Genomic DNA, 16497 nt, shown 5'->3' on the forward strand with positions numbered 1-16497 from the left:
GGCGGTGGAAGCCGCCAGAAACGCGCAAAACCTCGTCTGATAAACCCACCTTGCGCGTTCATGGCGCTCAAGATGCTGGATTCATGCGGCCGGGAGCGTTGTTCAGACCTTCCTTGTTCAGACCTTCCTTAGTAGATGCCGACGCCTCGCATTCAGACCTTTGGACCATTCAAATGACCAAGTCACATTCGATTGCAAGTTCGAGTCAGTCGCGGCAGCCGCCGACGCTGGATCCAGCACCAGCACCAGCGACTGCTTCACTACAGAGCACGTCCGCGCCCTGCACTGCGGTCAACGTCCTGGGCGCCTTGCCTGCACGGCCGGTCCGCAGGGCATCCAGTACGACCGCCAATGCTGCGGTCCGCGTGCAGAGCGTTCCATCGCATGGTGTGCGGCGGGCTCGCATGCAACTCGATGGCGCCACTGCGGCAGACAGCGATCTCACGCGCTTGTTCGAGGCCTGTCTGGCGCGTCGGCCCGCCGTTGATAGCGAATCCGATCTAGGTGGCGGCGGACGTCTGTTGCGCTACATGCCTGATCGTAACGACCTGCGCATGCCACGTAACGAGGCGTTCTTCACCACAACCCCCGGCTTGCTGATCGCAGGTCTTACCGTGCATCCGGCAGTCGAGCGCCGCATCGGTGCTGCGCCGACGGCCGAACAGGTCGCCAGCCAGCTGGCCGATCCGCCGATCGGCCAGCTGACCGGCATCTGGCAGGCTGCCGACGGGCAGTGTTTCACCGTGCGTGCCAACCAGCTTCATCGCGTCCAGGCGTCTGGGCGCTGGGCAGCCGTACCGCTGCCACCGGCATGTGGTGCGACTGCCGACGTCTGCATGCTCGGCAGGCAGGCCGATGGCGGTGTGTACGTGCGTGCAGGCAACCATTGCTGGCGTGCCGGCGGTGAGCAGATGCCCATCGCGGTGGGCCCGATGCCAGACGGCGCTGTGCTTCGGTTCGATTCGGACGGCAGGCCGTGCATGCTCCACGCTGGCGTGCTGCGCTGCTGCGATGGCGATCAGCCCGGCCGGGTCGTGGAGTTGATGCGTCCGGTACCCCGCGGCCCGGCCATCGAGTCGACGCCTGCGATGCCTGTGGATGTGTTGCCGCTGGCGTCTCCCAATGCCGGTGCTGCCTTGGTGCTTGATGACAAAGGACGCGTGTATGAAGCCGACATGCGCGGGAGCGGCTCGATTGTTGCACGGCGATTGACGTTGCCTGACCTGATGGGCAGCGAGCAGGGCTGGGCGGTGACCTCCATGGGACTGGCGACCGATCACAGCGTGCATCTTCTGCTGGAAGACAGCGACGGCCACCGCATCTCGCTGCAGCGGCCGGCAGGGCAGGCACAGTTCCAGCCGGCGTTCATGCTGGATCGTCCGTTTTTGCTGATGCGCAGCGAGGGACTGCCGATGCCTGCGGACGAGGCGATACAGTCGCGGGTGGTGCTCGATGGGCATGCGCAACTGGGGCATCTGGAAGGCGTACTGCATTACTCGCCTGCTCCGAACCAGCCATGGGAGCAGTTGATGCTTCCCGATGGTGCGCCGCTGACCGGGGTTGTCTCTCTGCATACCGGGCCGCTTGGGTTCGTCGATCGTCGTCCGGTGTTCGCGTTGCTGGCTGCATCGCCCCAAGCCGCATCGCCCCAATTGGTCGAGATCAAGCTTCCTGGCCGCACCACCTGGCTGGCGGTCGATGAGTTGCCCAGCACACCCTCGGGTGGGCCGCTCGCCGTCGTGCCGGATGTGGTGGAGGTGTGCTGTATTCCGATCGCCCAGTTCGACGAAGACATCGTCCAGGCAGCCGTGCATGCAGACCGCAGCGCCGTGGTGATGACCGCCTCGGGGCGGTTGACCAAGGTCGATGCGGACCGAAACAGCAGGGACGTGCCCGTTCTGGAAGGCCCCCTGGCGATCGCGGTCGGATTGGATGATGCCCTCTACGCCTTGAGCCAACCCAGCGACGGACCGGCGCAATTGCACCGTCTTTCAGACCATGACCAGTGGGAGGCTCTTCCGGTCACGCTGCCGCAGACGCTGCCAGCCCCGAGTGCACTGCGTACCACGCGTACCGGACAACTGCAGTTGCGGCTCGGCGCGCAGTGGCACACGGTGCTCCCATCGATGACGGCCACCGATGGCTCCCGCTTGCCTGCACGCGTGGCTGCGCATCCGTCACCTGATGAAGTGGCCGTTTCCGGCACCCAGTCGGGTACCAATGCACGGATCAACCGGCAGCAGGCGAGCCGTCTCAGGATGCCGGATCACGACGCAGCGATCAGCACCACCTTACTGGGGACCACCTCCACCGATCCGCTGAGCCTGCGCTCGAATTCACAGGTCCTTGCACAGAGCGGCCGCGCGCAGGCCGCTGCGCTCGCGAAGGTGCTCGTGGACGTTGCCGGTGGCACTGCGCGTACCGTGGCCGGATGGACTGGCGTGGCGCAAGCGCCCACCGCGCAGCAACAGCGGCTCTCCCGCTTCCGTACCGAGGCAGAGCAGGTACTCGGGTTGGCGCCCGAGCTGTTCGACACCTTGCCGGTACTGGCCGAGGTGCGCATTGCCGGTGCCTCAGGTCCGCGCCACCCCGCAGCCGAGCTGTCGCAGAGCCAGCATGAACGTCTGGCGACGCTGCGTGAAACAACCTTGGCTGGCTTGCTGCGTGATCTGCGCAAGATCGGATTCCGTGAAGGGGTGCTGGCTGCGGATTTCTCCATGGCAGACGGTGCCTCCCTTCAGCGCGTGAGTTCGACTGCGAGTTATCGCGCCGCCGAGCTTTGGCGGCGGGCGCGTTCGGTTGTGATGCGCACCACGACGCAGAACAGCGATGACATGTTGCCGCAATTTGATCGTTGCATCGCTGGGCTTGCAGGCGGCGCGTCGCTGCATCCACAGGCATTGACCGATATCGAGCATGTACAGCTCGCTGAATTGCGCGAAGTCAGTCATCGGCTCAAGGCTGCCCGGGTCAGTTTGCCGATTCGAAATAGTCGAGCCGCCGATGCGTCGAGTGATCCGCATGCCCTGCGCAGTGCATGCCTGCTCGCAGGTCTGATGGAGTACAACGCGCTGTTAGGAGTCGGTGGTGCAGCGGCGTTGGAGGCGGCCGACGAAAGACAGCGTCAATCCGGGCTACGCGCTCTTGCGAAGCTGGGCCTGTCGTCCTGGCAGGAGTTGGAGGCCTTCGACGATGTCGTGGCCACCTTCCGGGAGGAAGTCACCACGCCCGGGAGCGCGCGTCAGCTGCAATTGCTCAAGAGCCTGGGTCTGTCGCCAGGTGCCGCCCCCGATGAAATGGCTGCACGCATGATCGATGTGCTGCAGGACCTGTTCAATCGCAGCACCTTCTTCTCAAGCAAAGTGCGCTCTGCCGAGCTGCGCGGTTCGCTCGGTTCTGCGCAATGGATGCATTTCAATACGGTCAACGTCGGCATGGGCGGCGAGGCCATTCACGCGCTGGGTGTCGAACGCATCGGCGACTCGAAGGACGGTGATGCGGGATTGGTTGCCTTCTTCGTTCGGCACGCGAAAGCAACCACGTCCGGGACGGTAGGCATGCGCATTGATCTGCAGCCTGGTAAGGGAACCGGCGGATATATTTATGATGAGGACCCTGTATGGACCTTGTCGGCCACGTGGGGTTGGGCGGCACATCTCAGTGCGGGTGGGAGCTATCAGCATGGTGTTGGCGCAGCGGTCATCCTCTCGCCATCGACGATTCCCGAGTTCGCCAGGCTGTTGTTCGATCGTCATGATGCCGACACCACCCAGCTATTGCGCGCAGGCGTGGAAGAGGGGGCGATCGGGCTGAATCTGTTCGAAACCAATGCCAATGCATCGCTCAACGTCAACCTGGCGGTACAGACGCTCGCGGTGCGGCATCCTTACGGTCCAAGACAGCCCGTCGCACCCAACGCCGCGCCAGGCGCATCCGGCACCGGCAACGCGCGTAGCGCAGTGTTGGCCTCCATGCCGTCCAGCATGACGGCGCAGGCCGGTGTGCAATGGAGCCAGATGCAGCTGCATCTGGACCATGCGTGGCGAGAGATCATCGGACTCGAGTTCCAGGGCCGCGTCGGCCTCACTGCTGAGGTCAGCGGCGGCATCAATCTCTCGGGCGCATTGACGTCGGTGCTTGGCCGAAATTTCGCACGGCTGGTCAATGCAGTCACCGGTGCCGGCAATCTGCAGTTGGCCGGTGTGCGAGTGGTCTCCAGCGACGTGCAATTGCCGACCGATGCGGCAGTGGACGATACGCGCACCCGGCCTTTATTGGGGACTGCCAGCTACAAGAGAACGCTGGATACCCAGGCTGCCCAGCCGGTGAGGCCGCAGGCATGGGACACGATGCGTAGACGGCTTGAAGAGATCTTTCCGGAAAGCCTGGGCGAACTGGGAGGACTGGATTATCCGGCCACGCCGGGCGAGCGACAGGCGGTCTTGCTGAAAGCAATCGAACGTATCCAGGGGACACAAGCGCGTGCGATCGAAGCTGGCGGCGCGCTGGAGGGTCCGGCGCTGGCGCAACAACGTGCGCGCGCTGAACAAGCCACCCTCGCAGAGGCGTCATCACTATGGAAAGGCGGCTCGCCTTCTGAGCGCGCGGCCATGCTCGAGATGCTGCATCAGTTGCGGCAAGAGGACGCTGCTGCCATCCAGCAGCGCGCGCGCATCATTCCTGGCGCACGTGTGGAGATCAACATGTTCGGGCGCGAATCGCTCGACGCGGTGGTCAGCCATGCCATTGGCCACTACGCGCTGGGCGAGAAGATGCGCGACGTGGCCGAGATGCGCCGCAAGATTCCCGGGCTGGGCGAGGTATTGCGAAGGTTCAAGGATATCCCCAATGTGAACCAGGTCCGCTTCGTGTTCGAAATGCGGCCCCAGGCAATGATGTCCATCAACGACGCGCTGGCGGTCAAACAGCACGCGCACGCTGCAGCCGCACTGGGATTGCCGGCGCCCACAGGTGCAATGGCGTGGCGTGATGTGCTCGTGGCCGCACAGCAATCGCCGGATCTCTACCGTTTGGCGGCTATCGCCGTGCACAACACCGACGAAAACCCGGTGACCAGTCGCGTCGGCTTGCCCCTGCTGAATGTGGCGGCCACGGCAGTGGCGTCGCACCAGCTGTTCGAGGCAGAGATCCAGTTCCGTTATGGGCTGTACGATCGTATCGAGGGCGCTGAAGTGCTTGAGGCAGGAGTCCGTGCACTGCGCCAGTCACTGGACCCCTTGCATCAGGAAGGCGTGCAAGCGCTTGGGCAACGCCAGGGCTCGCAAATCCTGCCATCCGGTCCAGCCTCTCCGCGCGGTGAACGCCGCGCGCTGAAAGAAGCGCGCGACCGCGAATTCGAACGCCATCTCCAGAGGGGCGTACTGCCGGTCGGCCCGCACCTGCGCGCCTTGACGCACGAGCTGACACGGTTCGAGGAGCAGACCCAGCGCACCGACGCGCATTACCGGGCGTACGACGCCTTGGTGGAGACAGTGAGCGGTGCACAGGCGAAGGTAGGCCAACGCATCAATCGACTTCTGGCCAGGCTTGCACCGGCAGACGACGGCGTGACCGAGGCGGCTGTCACAGCATCGAGCCTGCGTCAGAGGCTTTCTGCGCTGCAGACCGATCGCGACAGCGTGAATCAGGCAACCGACGCGCTGGCCAAGGCATACGACGACTTCCAAACCCACATTGATGCCAGCCGCGCTGAAAGTAGTGGCATTGCGGCGGCTCAACATGCGTTCGAATTTCTACAGCGTGCTGCTGAGACCGATGACACGCTGGTGTCTGCAGTCGACCATCTGTTGCGTCGGACCGCAGAGATTTATGAGGTACAGGACGGAGAGCTCCGGGATGTGGACGACAGGCTGGATGACTTGCTGGCGCGTCTTGATCCCCTGCGTCGAGCGTCTGACGTGGAGCGCAAGGCTGTTGAAGATGCCGAACACCTTGCAGAGGGCCGACGCAAAGCGCTGCAGGCGTTGGAAGGGCACTCTGAGGGGACGGGCGCTCAAAAGGTGATCGATGCGGTGGCCAAGGCAGAGGCCATCAAGGCACGTGACGATGCGGTTCAGCAGGTGAAGGGGGCCAGACAGCAGATGGCTGAGACCCGTGATCGCATCGCAGAGCTGGTGTCGTTGAAAGACATTCTGTGCGCCCGGCTGGCCGACGACGTCGGTGCGTTGCGCAACCTCGACGAGCAGACACGTGCCGCGCTAAGGGGCGTGACGCAGGCGCGTGATCTGGGTGTCAATGCACGGACTGCACTGATTGCCACGCTGAAGGAATTGCCTGGTGACGATGCCCCGCACCAGGACGTTGCCGGCAGCGAAATTACCTCAGGCGAGGTCTGAACAACTGACCGGCAGCGTGCAGTTTCAATCAGCAGCGCCGAGATGAAGCGCAACGTTGCTTCTGCGTCATCGGTCATGGGGCTTCTGGCCGCTTATCCTGCCTCCAGGGAGCATCCCCTTGGCCGGCGGCAACTGTCGGCGCATAATCGTCTGATGCATCCAGGGTCGCGCGTGATCGGCATTACTTCGTCGAGCCGGGCGCGGCGTTGATCGTCGCATCTGGTGCTCACGGTGCGCAGCATCTGCCCCGTGCGCGCTAGATGCGCGTTGACCGCCTCGCATGTCTTCGCGGTAATGTCGCGGGTGTCCAGTAAACACTGGAAGTCGAGAATCGTGGTGTCGTGGGGAATGTTATGCGTCTGTAAAGAGCTTTCAAGTGATGTTCGGCGAGGACCGTGTACCGCTGCATGCGCTATGAAAATTCAAGTGACACAGTTCCGTTGACAGACCCAATGTTATCCAAGCCGCCGAGCTGAGCGGCGCAGCCCACTTACGCCAGCAGTTCAAAGCTCGCTGCCACTCCAGCCGCTTCGGCAGACGGCGCCAGCCAGAGATCGAACAGGCCGGGCTCCACCGTCGGCGTAAGCGCCTGGCCGATAAACAACAGATCTTCGCGGCGCAGCTCGAAGTCCACCGCCACGCTGCCGCCAGCAGGCACTGCAATCTTGCGGAAATCCTTCAGCTCGCGCACCGGGCGGGTGACGCTGGCGGTGCGGTCGCGCAGGTAGAGCTGCACCACTTCCTCGGCGTCGCGCGTGCCGCGGTTATGGATGCGCGCACTGATGCGTACGCTGCCGGTCGCAGTCATCCGCGCATCGCTCAACGTCAGCTCACCGTATTCGATGCGGCCATAGGTCAATCCATGCCCGAACGGAAACAACGCAGCGTTCGGCGCGGTGCGGTAGCGGGTCTTGAACGGCTGCAAGGCATCCGGGCGCGGGTCGGCACGGCCGCTGGGCTTGTGCGCGTAGCTATAGGGCACCTGCCCGGATGCATGCGGAAAACTCACCGGCAAGCGCCCGGACGGGCTGTGCTCGCCGAACAGAATATCCGTCAATGCAGCGCCCGATGCCGAGCCCAGAAACCAGCTGACCAGAATCGCCGGCGCCTTGAGCACGGGGCCATCGATCACCAGCGCACGCCCGTTGCTGAGCACCGCCACCACCGGCGTGCCGGTCGCCGCCACCGCTGCCAACAGCGACTGCTGCAAGGATGGAATCACGATCTCGCTGCGCGACTGCGCTTCGCCGGAGTAACGCATCGGCTCGCCGATCGCCAACACCGCCACATCCGCAGACGCCGCTGCAGTGACGGCGGCCTGAACGCCGCCGGGCAGGGCGTGTTCGAAGTCGCAGCCTTCCACCACTTTTAGCGCATCGGGATTGCTCAACCGCGCGCCCATCGCGGTAGCCAGGTCGTTGCCGCTGTCGTCGCCGCCGAACAAGGTCCATGGCCCGGCAGTGTCTGTCCAGTTGCGTGCCATCGGCCCGATCAGCGCGATACGCTGACCTTGCGTCTTGAGCGGCAGCAGCTCGCCATCGTTCTTCAGCAACACGATGGATTTGCGCGCCGCCTCGCGTGCCAGGGCCAGCGTTTCCGCGCGCCGCTGTCGTGCCTGCGCACGGGCGGGCACGATGCGCAAAAACGGATTGTCGAACAGCCCGAGTTCGGCCTTGAACTGCAGCACGCGCCGCACCGACGCGTCCAGTTGCGCCATCGTCACGTTGCCCGCAACCACCAACTCCGGCAGATGCTGCAGATACCGCCCGCTCTGCATGCTGATATCCACGCCGGCCAGAAACGCCAGTTTGGTCGCCTCGCGCGCATCGCTGGCAAACCCATGCCCGATCAATTCCAGATCGCCGGTGTAGTCTGAGACCACCAGCCCGCGGTAGTCCCACTCGCCGCGCAGCACCTTGCTCAGCAGCCAGCGATTTGCAGTGGCAGGAATGCCCGCGATCTCGTTGAAGGCCGCCATGGTGGTCAGCGCACCGGCATCGAACGCTGCCTGGAACGGCGGGAAGTAGATCTCGCGCAAACTGCGCTCGGAGATGTCGACGGTGTTGTAGTCCAGGCCCGCTTCGGCAGCCCCGTAGGCGGCGAAGTGCTTGGGGCAGGCCGCAAGCGCATCGGCATCATCCAAGCCGTGGCCCTGGAAGCCACGCACGCGTGCCTGCGCAAACCGCCGACCGAGCAACACATCTTCGCCGCTGCCTTCCACGCTGCGCCCCCAACGCGCATCGCGTGCGATATCCACCATCGGCGCAAACGTCCAGTCGATGCCAACCGCGCTCGCTTCCAGTGCGGCTGCACGCGCGGTGCGTTGCGCCAGCTCCGGCTCGAAGCTGGCGGCCTCGGCCAACGGCACTGGGAACACCGTGGTGAACCCATGGATCACATCGGCGGCAAACAGCAGCGGAATCTTCAACCGGCTCTGCAGCGCGGCCTGCTGCAACTGCTGATGCCACAGCACATTGGAACCATTGAAGATGCCGGTCACCCGCCCGGCACGCGCCGCCGCAAGCTGACCTTCGGCCGTGGGCAGCGTGTTGAGCGGATTGGCCGCCACCGCCGCATCGGTCTGCTGCGCCGAACTGGACAGGGTCAGTTGCCCGGCTTTCTCTTCGACGCTCATGCGCGCAATCAGCGCATCGATAAATGCAGACGCCTTGGCCGCACGAGACGGTAACGCGAATCCCACTGGCAGCTGCGCCAACAACGCTGCCGCACCGGCGCCAAGCAACAGCCCGCGCCGTGTCCTACGCATCTCCATGCTTGCCATCCCCCATCAGCCCAACGTGGACGCTAACGGATGAATCGCGAAAAGCTGTGATGCGGTGCGGGATGGGCAGAAGTTCTTACGATGGCGCGTGGGTCATGCCACGCGCCGCTGTCGCGGCAACGCGTCCGTTTACAACGCAGAGGCCTGCAGATCGATCACGAACCGGTAGTGCACGTGGTTGTCGTGCACGCGTGCGAACGCCTGGTTGATGTCCTGCATGCGGATCAACTCGCTGGCGGCGACGATGGTGTGTTGTTGGCAGAACGCCAGCATCGCCTGGGTGTCGGCAGTGCCGCCGGTGCCGGAGCTGGGCAGGGCGGGCATTGCCGGCAGGAGTCGACGATGGTGCCGATCATCACGTGCTGCCCGAGCGTGAAGCCTGCGACATCCGCGCCCAGTTCGACCACCTCGCCAACGATCTCGTGGCCTGGCACCAGCGGGTACTCGCTGGCCCATTGGTTCACCGGATGCAGGTCCGAGTGGCACACGCCGCAGAACACCACCTTGATCGCAACATCATTGCAGCGCACCGCAGCTGTTTCTGCGTCACGGCGACCGCAAGGTGAGCATCAGCGACATCGCGCAGGCCACGCAGATGTCGCGGCCTTCGCTGTATGCCGCATTCGCCAACAAGCAGGCGATCTTTGCGGCGCAAGTGGCGCGCCAACGTGCGTTCTGTAGGGCCGAAACCGCACGGCGCGTGGGTGCCACGCAAGACGTTCAGACCCAGTTGCGGCAGGTGTTCGACATCTGGGTGCTGGACCCGGTGGCAGCGGTGATCGGTTCGGAAAACGGTATGGATCTGGTGGCTAACTGCGGGGTGTATGCGCCCGACGCGCTGGATGATCTTTACCCGCAGATGGACACCACACTGGTGCAGTTGCTGAGCCCGCATGTGCGCTCCGATAGCGCGATGTCGGCGGCCGATCTGGCATACATCCTGCGGCTTGCCACCACCAGTTTGAAGGCATCGTCCGACAATGAGGTGGTGCTGCGCCGGTTGGTCGCCGGCTTGATCACCATGGCCTTGGCGACAGTGCAAGCCGGTAGCGTCGTCGCGCCGGGCAAGCAGAAAACTGCGCGCCGTTGATTGGCTGTTTGGCGTTGACGATGCGCCCCGCTGGATGAAGATGCAGTAGCGCGTGGACGCACACCAGCGAGGAAACGAAACGGGCCCAATGCATCAATGCAGTGAGCCCGCCGTAGTGCTGCATCAAGGCCACGTTGCGTTGTGCATTGCGCGTACAACGCCTGGCTTCTCTTATCAATGGCGCCGTTTCTCTAGCCACCGTGCCAGCCGCTGTGTCTTATCACTGCAAGAAGCGATTTATGCTCCACCAGCTATGTACTCTCGTCAGTCTCGGAATCACTTTTCACCGGCCGTGCCGGTGACGAGATCGACAATTTGGGGGTGGTGTATGCGAAGGACTGAGCGCGCAAGCGCGCTGACCGCCATGCAGCTTGCGCGTGGTTTTCGGTAAGAGCTTTAGAGCGGCTAACAAAACTACTGCGCAGCCGCCAGGCGGGCGCGGCCGGTGCTCGGAATCGGCATGTACCACCCGTACACTCCGGTTCTGAGCGCGCCGTCCGCACCCACCTGGCGGCTGCGCAGTAGTTTTGTTAGCCGCTCTTAGGGCAGTGATGTTTGGCCATGGATGGCCATTGCGCAGAATTCTTCTAACGAATCAATTACCCGTACGTTGCCGCCGATTCGTAAACGCGATCTGGATGTCGCAATTGCAGACGCGCGCGCAGCCACGCGGCGCATGTTGTCTCATCGAGTGAGCCATCCGCCAGGCCGATGTAGAAACCGTGGAGCTCCAGGTCATCGGCCACCAACGTCGCGCCGTTGAGCACGATGAAGGTTTCGCAAGCGACAGCTGCGGTGCGCTTGTTGCCATCGACAAACGGATGATTGCGGGCCAATGCATAGGCAAGACTGGCCGCCAGCGCAGCCAGGTCTGGAGGTGGCTCGGCGTAGGACAGCAGTGGTTTGGGCCTGGCAAGCGCTGAGTCGAGCAGGGCGTCGTCGCGCACGCCGCTTCCGCCGCCATGTTCGGCCAATTGACGATCGTGGATGGCCAGTACAAGTGGCCATTCGATCCAGATGATCATGGTCGAGCCTTATTGCGCCAGCTTGTGCAACAACGTGCGGCGGTTGCGCATCACCTGCTCAGCGACCTCCATCTGCGCGGCCAGCGTTGGGTCGAAGGCGGTGAGCTTGATGCCGTCGGGCGTTTCCAGCGCATACAGTGCGTCGCCCTTGCCCAGGCGCAGGCGGGCGAGCAGTTCCTTGGGCAGGATGACGCCGGCGGAATTGCCGATGGAGGTGATCTTGAGTTTCATGGCAGTGCCTGTTGTTAGTACGTAAGTTATAACTCGTTGCCCAGTCTGTCGCAAGCTTGCCCGCTGAATCGGCTCAGCAAGCTGAGTTCGCCAATCTCGCCTGCTGCGACCGATGGGTGTACAAATGTACACCTAGTCCCGGCTGGCCGTTTTATCCTATGGAACCTCTCTCTCCCAAACGTGCGGCGGTGCTGGCCTTTCTGCAGGCGCAGGCCCACGCAGGGGTGTCGCCCAGCCTTGCCGAGATTGCGCAAGCGTTCGGATTCGCCTCGCGCAATGCTGCGCAAAAGCACGTACAGGCACTGGCCGAGGCCGGGTTGATCGAACTGCTGCCCAATCAAAAGCGTGGTATCCGGGTACCGGGCCGGATGGCGCTTGATCCAGCACGCGATGCGGTGCTGGCCTTGCCGGTGCTGGGGCGGGTGGCGGCCGGTGTGCCGATCGGGGCGGATATCGGGCTGGATCGCCAGCTGTGGCTGGACCGCGCGCTGTTCTCGCTACGCCCGGATTATCTGTTGCAGGTGCAAGGCGATTCGATGATCGACGACGGCATTGTGGACGGCGATCTGGTCGGCGTGCATCGCAGTAGCGATGCGCGCGATGGGCAGATCGTGGTGGCGCGGGTGGATGGCGAGATCACCATCAAGCGCCTGGAGCGTGGGGCAGAACGCATCCGCTTGCTGCCACGCAACCGCGCGCATGCGCCGATCGTGGTGGCGGCCGATGCCGACTTCGCGATCGAAGGGCTGTACTGCGGTCTGATCCGGCAGGGGTGAGATGAGCCAGGAGCCCGCGCGCAACAGGCAGGACAGCAACGCGGCAGTGGCCTTGCCGCTGGACGCCCTGCTGGCCGCGCGCACGGTCTGGCGCGCGGGTCACGGTGCGGCGATCGCCCATGGCGGCGAATCCACCGGGCATGCCGCATTGGATGCGCTGCTGCCCGATGGCGGTTGGCCGCGGCGGGCGCTCACCGAATTGCTGCTGCCCGCGCACGGCGTAGGTGAGATCGCGTTGTTGTTGCCCACGCTGGCGCGCATGACCGGCGCCAACAGCCGGGTGGTGTTGGTCGCGCCGCCGTTCATTCCCTACGCGCCTGCCTGGCAGGCGGGGTGGTGCTGGAACATCTGGAAGTGGTGCAGGCCGAGCCGCGCCAAGCCTTGTGGGCGTTCGAACAATGCCTGCGCAGCGGCGCGTGCGCGGCGGTGTTGGGCTGGCCCCAGACCGGCGATGCGCGCGCATTGCGCCGCCTGCAGGTAGCGGCCGACAGCGGCAATTGCTGCGCGTTCGCGTTGCGCGATCGCAAGCATGCGGTCAATGCATCGCCGGCGGCCTTGCGGCTGGAATTTCTGCCCGAGCGCGATGCCTGGCAGGTGCGCAAGTGCCGCGGTGGGCAGGTCCCCTCGCAGCCGTTGCGGCTGGCGCATTGAGGCGCGCGCATGTTGTGGGCCTGCCTATTGCTGCCGCAGCTGGCACTGGACGCCGTCCTTCGGCGACTGGAAGAGCCGCACGCGCCGCTGGTGCTGGTGGAAGGGCCTGCGCAGTTGCGCAGCCTGCAGTCGGTCAACGCAGCGGCGTCTGCCGCCGGTCTGAAAGCCGGTATGCGGCTGTCGGCGGCGCATGCGTTGATGGCCACTGTGCGCACCATCGATTACGATCCGCAGGCTGAGGCGCGCACGCAGCGGTTTCTCGCGGCTTGGGCGTACCGTCACAGTTCGTTGGTGAGCCAGCAATGGTCGCGCGCCATCGTGCTGGAGGCCGGCGCCAGTTTTCGGCTGTTCGGTCCGTGGCCGCGTTTCGAGCGGCGCCTGCGCGATGAACTGCAGGCGCTGGGCTTCCAGCACCGGCTTGCACTTGCCCCCACACCGCGCGCCGCGCGTGTGCTGGCCGGCTTGCGCGACGGCATGGTGGTGACGCAGTTGCCGGCCTTGCACAGCACGCTCGACAAGGTGCCGGTGCGTCGCGCCGCGTTGCCCGACGATGCCGGTGAGCGCCTGCAGCACATGGGCGTGCGCACGCTGGCTGCGGTGCGGGCGTTGCCGCGCGACGGGCTGCGCCGGCGTTTCGGTGCGGGCCTGCTCGATCATCTGGACCGCCTCTATGGCCAGCTCGACGACCCCTTGGAGTGCTACGCACCGCCAGACCATTTCGACCAACGTGTGGAACTGGGCTACGAGGTGGAAATGCATCCTGCGCTGTTGTTCCCGCTGCGCCGTTTGATCGGCGATCTGTGCACGTATCTGTCCATGCGCGATGGCGGCGTGCAGCGGTTCTTGCTGCGGCTGGAACACGAAGAAGGCGCCACCGATGTCGAGATCGGCCTGCTGACGCCGGAGCGTGCGCCGGCGCTGTTGTTCGAGCTGGCGCGCAACCGCCTGGAGCGGGTGGAGATTCCACGTCCGGTGGTGGCGATGCGTTTGTTGGCACGCCAGCTGCCACCGTTCGTGTCGGCCATGCGCGATCTGTTCGATCAACGTGCGCAGCAATCGGTGGAATGGCCGCAGCTGCGCGAGCGCTTGCGTGCCCGGCTTGGCGATGAGGCCGTGTACCGGGTGTTGCCGGCCGACGACCCGCGCCCGGAACGCGCCTGGCGGCGCGCCATTGGCGATGCGCTGCGCGAAACCGATGCACCGCCGCGTCCGCCGCGCCCCACCTGGTTGTTGCCGCAGCCGGTGCCCTTGCACGATGCGCAGTTACGCATCGTCTCCGGCCCGGAGCGATTGGAAAGCGGCTGGTGGGATGACGACGAAGCACGTCGCGACTACTACGTGGTGGAGACCGCGCGCGGCCGTCGCGGCTGGGCCTTCGCTGCACCCGGCCGGGTGGATGGCTGGATGCTGCATGGGTGGTTTGCGTGATGCCGCCCGATGCAGTGTCAGATTGCGTCCGGCCGTGTGGCTCTGTCTGCCATCGATCGCATCGCGCCAATGGCATCCGCACATGAGCTGGGACGACGCCGTCGACGGCGTGGACCGTGACACCCCCGGCGGGCGCATGCCACGCGCCTGGTACGTGGCTGCGCGTCTGCGCGCGGCCAATGACGACATCACCCATGCGGCGGTCGCCGATGGTCTGCCCGCGTATGCCGAATTGCATTGCCTGTCGGATTTTTCGTTCCTGCGCGGAGCCTCCAGTGCCGAGCAGCTGTTCGTGCGCGCACAGCACTGCGGTTACAGCGCACTGGCCATCACCGACGAATGCTCGCTGGCCGGCATCGTGCGCGGCCTGGAGGCCTCGCGCGCCACCGGCGTGCGCTTGATCGTCGGCAGCGCATTCACCCTGGTCGATGGCACCCGCTTCGTGCTGCTAGTGGAAAACGCGCACGGCTATCGGCAGTTGTGTGCGCTGATCACCACCGCGCGGCGTGCGGCAAGCAAGGGTGCGTATCGGTTGGGGCGTGCCGAGGTGGAAGCGCAGTTTCGCGATGTCGCACCTGGCGTGTTCGCGGTGTGGTTGCCTGGCGCACAACCACAGGCCGAGCAGGGCGCCTGGTTGCAGCAGATCTTCGCAGAGCGCGCGTTTCTGGCAGTAGAACTGCATCGCGAACAGGACGATGCCGCGCGATTGCTCGCCTTGCAGGCGATGGCGCAACAACTGGGCATGACCGCACTGGCCAGCGGCGATGTGCATATGGCGCAGCGCCGCGAGCGCATCGTGCAGGACACCTTGACCGCCATCCGCCACACCTTGCCGTTGGCCGAGTGCGGTGCGCATCTGTTCCGCAACGGCGAGCGCCATCTGCGCACGCGGCGGGCCTTGGGCAATATCTATCCGGATGCGCTGTTGCAGGCAACGGTGGAGTTGGCGCAGCGCTGCACCTTCGATCTTTCCAAGCTCGAGTACACCTATCCCAAAGAGCTGGTGCCGGAGGGCCATACACCGGCCAGCTATCTGCGCCAGCTCACCGAAACGGGCATGCGTGAGCGGTGGCCCGATGGTATGCCAGAGAAGATACGCGATGACATCGAAAAAGAATTGGAGCTGATCGCATACAAAAAGTACGAGGCCTTCTTTCTTACCGTGCAGGACGTGGTGCGGTTTGCGCGTTCCAAGCACATCTTGTGTCAGGGGCGCGGTTCTTCGGCCAATTCGGCAGTGTGTTACGCGCTTGGCATCACCTCCGTGGACCCACTCAAAACGCGGTTGCTGATCTCGCGCTTCTTGTCCAAGGCACGCAACGAGCCACCTGATATCGACGTCGATTTCGAGCACGAACGGCGCGAAGAAGTGCTGCAATACCTCTATACCAAATACGGCCGCGAACGCGCCGCGTTGGCCGCCACGGTCATCTGCTATCGCGGCAAGAGCGCAGTGCGCGACGTGGCCAAGGCCTTCGGTCTGCCGCCGAACCAGATCGCATTGCTGGCCAATTGCTATGGTTGGGGCAATGGCGAAACGCCGATGGAGCAGCGCATCGAAGAAGCCGGGTTCGATCTGGCCAACCCGCTGATCAACAAGATTCTCGTCGTGACCGAGCACTTGCGTGATCACCCGCGGCATCTGTCCCAGCATGTCGGCGGCTTCGTCATCTCCGACGAACCGTTGTCGATGCTGGTGCCGGTGGAAAACGCTGCAATGCGCGATCGCACCATCATCCAGTGGGACAAGGACGATCTGGAAACGATGAGGTTGCTCAAGGTCGATTGCCTGGCGCTGGGCATGCTCACCTGCATTCGCAAGACGCTGGATCTGGTACGCGGGCAGCGCGGGCGCGATTTCGCATTGGCCACGCTGCCGGATGAGGATAAGGCCACCTACAAGATGATTCAGCGCGCCGATACGGTCGGTGTCTTCCAGATCGAATCGCGCGCGCAGATGGCGATGCTGCCGCGGCTCAAGCCCGCCGAGTTCTACGATCTGGTGATCGAGGTGGCGATCGTGCGGCCAGGTCCGATCCAGGGCGACATGGTGCATCCGTATCTGCAGCGGCGTAAAGACAAAAGGGCACCTCGAACAACCAAGTCGTAGCCGTGGTGACACGCACTGGATGATGACCATACCTTCAAAAAATCAGCG

The 16497-nt window shown here is 64.2% G+C and carries 8 protein-coding genes, 1 other RNA gene and 3 pseudogenes; 7 read left to right on the plus strand and 5 right to left on the minus strand.

Annotated elements, in window-relative coordinates:
• The first annotated feature begins 404 nt into the window (after positions 1 to 404).
• Positions 405 to 6356 (plus strand): transducer protein car, encoded by a 5952-nt coding sequence (locus tag XpopCFBP1817_RS14005; RefSeq protein ID WP_425479114.1) that lies wholly within the window; start codon positions 405 to 407, stop codon positions 6354 to 6356.
• A 490-nt stretch (positions 6357 to 6846) separates the two neighbouring features.
• On the opposite strand, the gene XpopCFBP1817_RS14010 is transcribed toward XpopCFBP1817_RS14005, so the two are convergent.
• From XpopCFBP1817_RS14010 to XpopCFBP1817_RS23740, 3 genes and pseudogenes are all read right to left on the minus strand, one after another.
• Complete coding sequence (locus tag XpopCFBP1817_RS14010) at positions 6847 to 9129, minus strand: glycoside hydrolase family 3 N-terminal domain-containing protein (RefSeq protein WP_128417590.1); 2283 nt, start codon at positions 9127 to 9129, stop codon at positions 6847 to 6849.
• A gap of 138 nt (positions 9130 to 9267) precedes the next feature.
• Entirely contained in the window at positions 9268 to 9462 is a 195-nt protein-coding gene (locus tag XpopCFBP1817_RS23105) for a hypothetical protein (protein WP_244171182.1), read from the minus strand.
• A gap of 44 nt (positions 9463 to 9506) precedes the next feature.
• Positions 9507 to 9668: pseudogene (locus XpopCFBP1817_RS23740) on the minus strand (alcohol dehydrogenase catalytic domain-containing protein); the annotation flags it as partial.
• Positions 9669 to 9700: 32 nt separating this feature from the next.
• Here XpopCFBP1817_RS23740 and XpopCFBP1817_RS14020 point away from each other — a divergent pair.
• Both XpopCFBP1817_RS14020 and XpopCFBP1817_RS14025 read left to right on the plus strand, forming a co-directional pair.
• Positions 9701 to 10228, plus strand: a complete 528-nt coding sequence (locus XpopCFBP1817_RS14020) for a TetR family transcriptional regulator (RefSeq protein ID WP_244171181.1) — start codon at positions 9701 to 9703, stop codon at positions 10226 to 10228.
• Between the two features lie 460 nt (positions 10229 to 10688).
• A non-coding RNA gene (locus XpopCFBP1817_RS14025) (sX9 sRNA) lies at positions 10689 to 10764 on the plus strand.
• 63 nt (positions 10765 to 10827) lie between these two features.
• Here XpopCFBP1817_RS14025 and XpopCFBP1817_RS14030 read toward each other — a convergent pair.
• Both XpopCFBP1817_RS14030 and XpopCFBP1817_RS14035 read right to left on the minus strand, forming a co-directional pair.
• Positions 10828 to 11253, minus strand: coding sequence for a type II toxin-antitoxin system death-on-curing family toxin (locus XpopCFBP1817_RS14030; protein ID WP_128417593.1), 426 nt, complete (start codon positions 11251 to 11253; stop codon positions 10828 to 10830).
• A gap of 9 nt (positions 11254 to 11262) precedes the next feature.
• The gene (locus XpopCFBP1817_RS14035) at positions 11263 to 11484 is read right to left on the minus strand and encodes an AbrB/MazE/SpoVT family DNA-binding domain-containing protein (RefSeq protein WP_128417594.1); all 222 of its coding nucleotides are present in this window, start codon (positions 11482 to 11484) and stop codon (positions 11263 to 11265) included.
• 158 nt (positions 11485 to 11642) lie between these two features.
• Here XpopCFBP1817_RS14035 and lexA point away from each other — a divergent pair, with 158 nt between their 5' ends.
• The 4 genes and pseudogenes from lexA to XpopCFBP1817_RS14055 form a co-directional block, all read left to right on the plus strand.
• The gene (gene lexA / locus XpopCFBP1817_RS14040; protein ID WP_128417595.1) at positions 11643 to 12260 is read left to right on the plus strand and encodes a transcriptional repressor LexA; all 618 of its coding nucleotides are present in this window, start codon (positions 11643 to 11645) and stop codon (positions 12258 to 12260) included.
• Between the two features lies 1 nt (position 12261).
• Positions 12262 to 12911 (plus strand): annotated as a pseudogene (gene imuA / locus XpopCFBP1817_RS14045) (translesion DNA synthesis-associated protein ImuA).
• A 9-nt stretch (positions 12912 to 12920) separates the two neighbouring features.
• Positions 12921 to 14339 (plus strand): Y-family DNA polymerase, encoded by a 1419-nt coding sequence (locus XpopCFBP1817_RS14050; RefSeq protein ID WP_128417596.1) that lies wholly within the window; start codon positions 12921 to 12923, stop codon positions 14337 to 14339.
• 82 nt (positions 14340 to 14421) lie between these two features.
• Positions 14422 to 16422: pseudogene (locus tag XpopCFBP1817_RS14055) on the plus strand (PHP domain-containing protein); the annotation flags it as partial.
• Between the last annotated feature and the right edge of the window lie 75 nt (positions 16423 to 16497).

Origin of the sequence: Xanthomonas populi (assembly GCF_002940065.1) — a bacterium.
In the GTDB taxonomy this organism is placed as follows: Bacteria; Pseudomonadota; Gammaproteobacteria; order Xanthomonadales; family Xanthomonadaceae; genus Xanthomonas; species Xanthomonas populi.

Coding starts and splice junctions, on each gene's coding strand:
- XpopCFBP1817_RS14005 (WP_425479114.1), top strand. CDS start 405: ATGCAACTCGATGGCGCCACTGCGGCAGACAGCGATCTCACGCGCTTG.
- XpopCFBP1817_RS14010 (WP_128417590.1), bottom strand. CDS start 9,129: ATGGAGATGCGTAGGACACGGCGCGGGCTGTTGCTTGGCGCCGGTGCG.
- XpopCFBP1817_RS23105 (WP_244171182.1), bottom strand. CDS start 9,462: ATGCCCGCCCTGCCCAGCTCCGGCACCGGCGGCACTGCCGACACCCAG.
- XpopCFBP1817_RS14030 (WP_128417593.1), bottom strand. CDS start 11,253: ATGATCATCTGGATCGAATGGCCACTTGTACTGGCCATCCACGATCGT.
- XpopCFBP1817_RS14035 (WP_128417594.1), bottom strand. CDS start 11,484: ATGAAACTCAAGATCACCTCCATCGGCAATTCCGCCGGCGTCATCCTG.
- lexA (WP_128417595.1), top strand. CDS start 11,643: ATGGAACCTCTCTCTCCCAAACGTGCGGCGGTGCTGGCCTTTCTGCAG.
- XpopCFBP1817_RS14050 (WP_128417596.1), top strand. CDS start 12,921: ATGTTGTGGGCCTGCCTATTGCTGCCGCAGCTGGCACTGGACGCCGTC.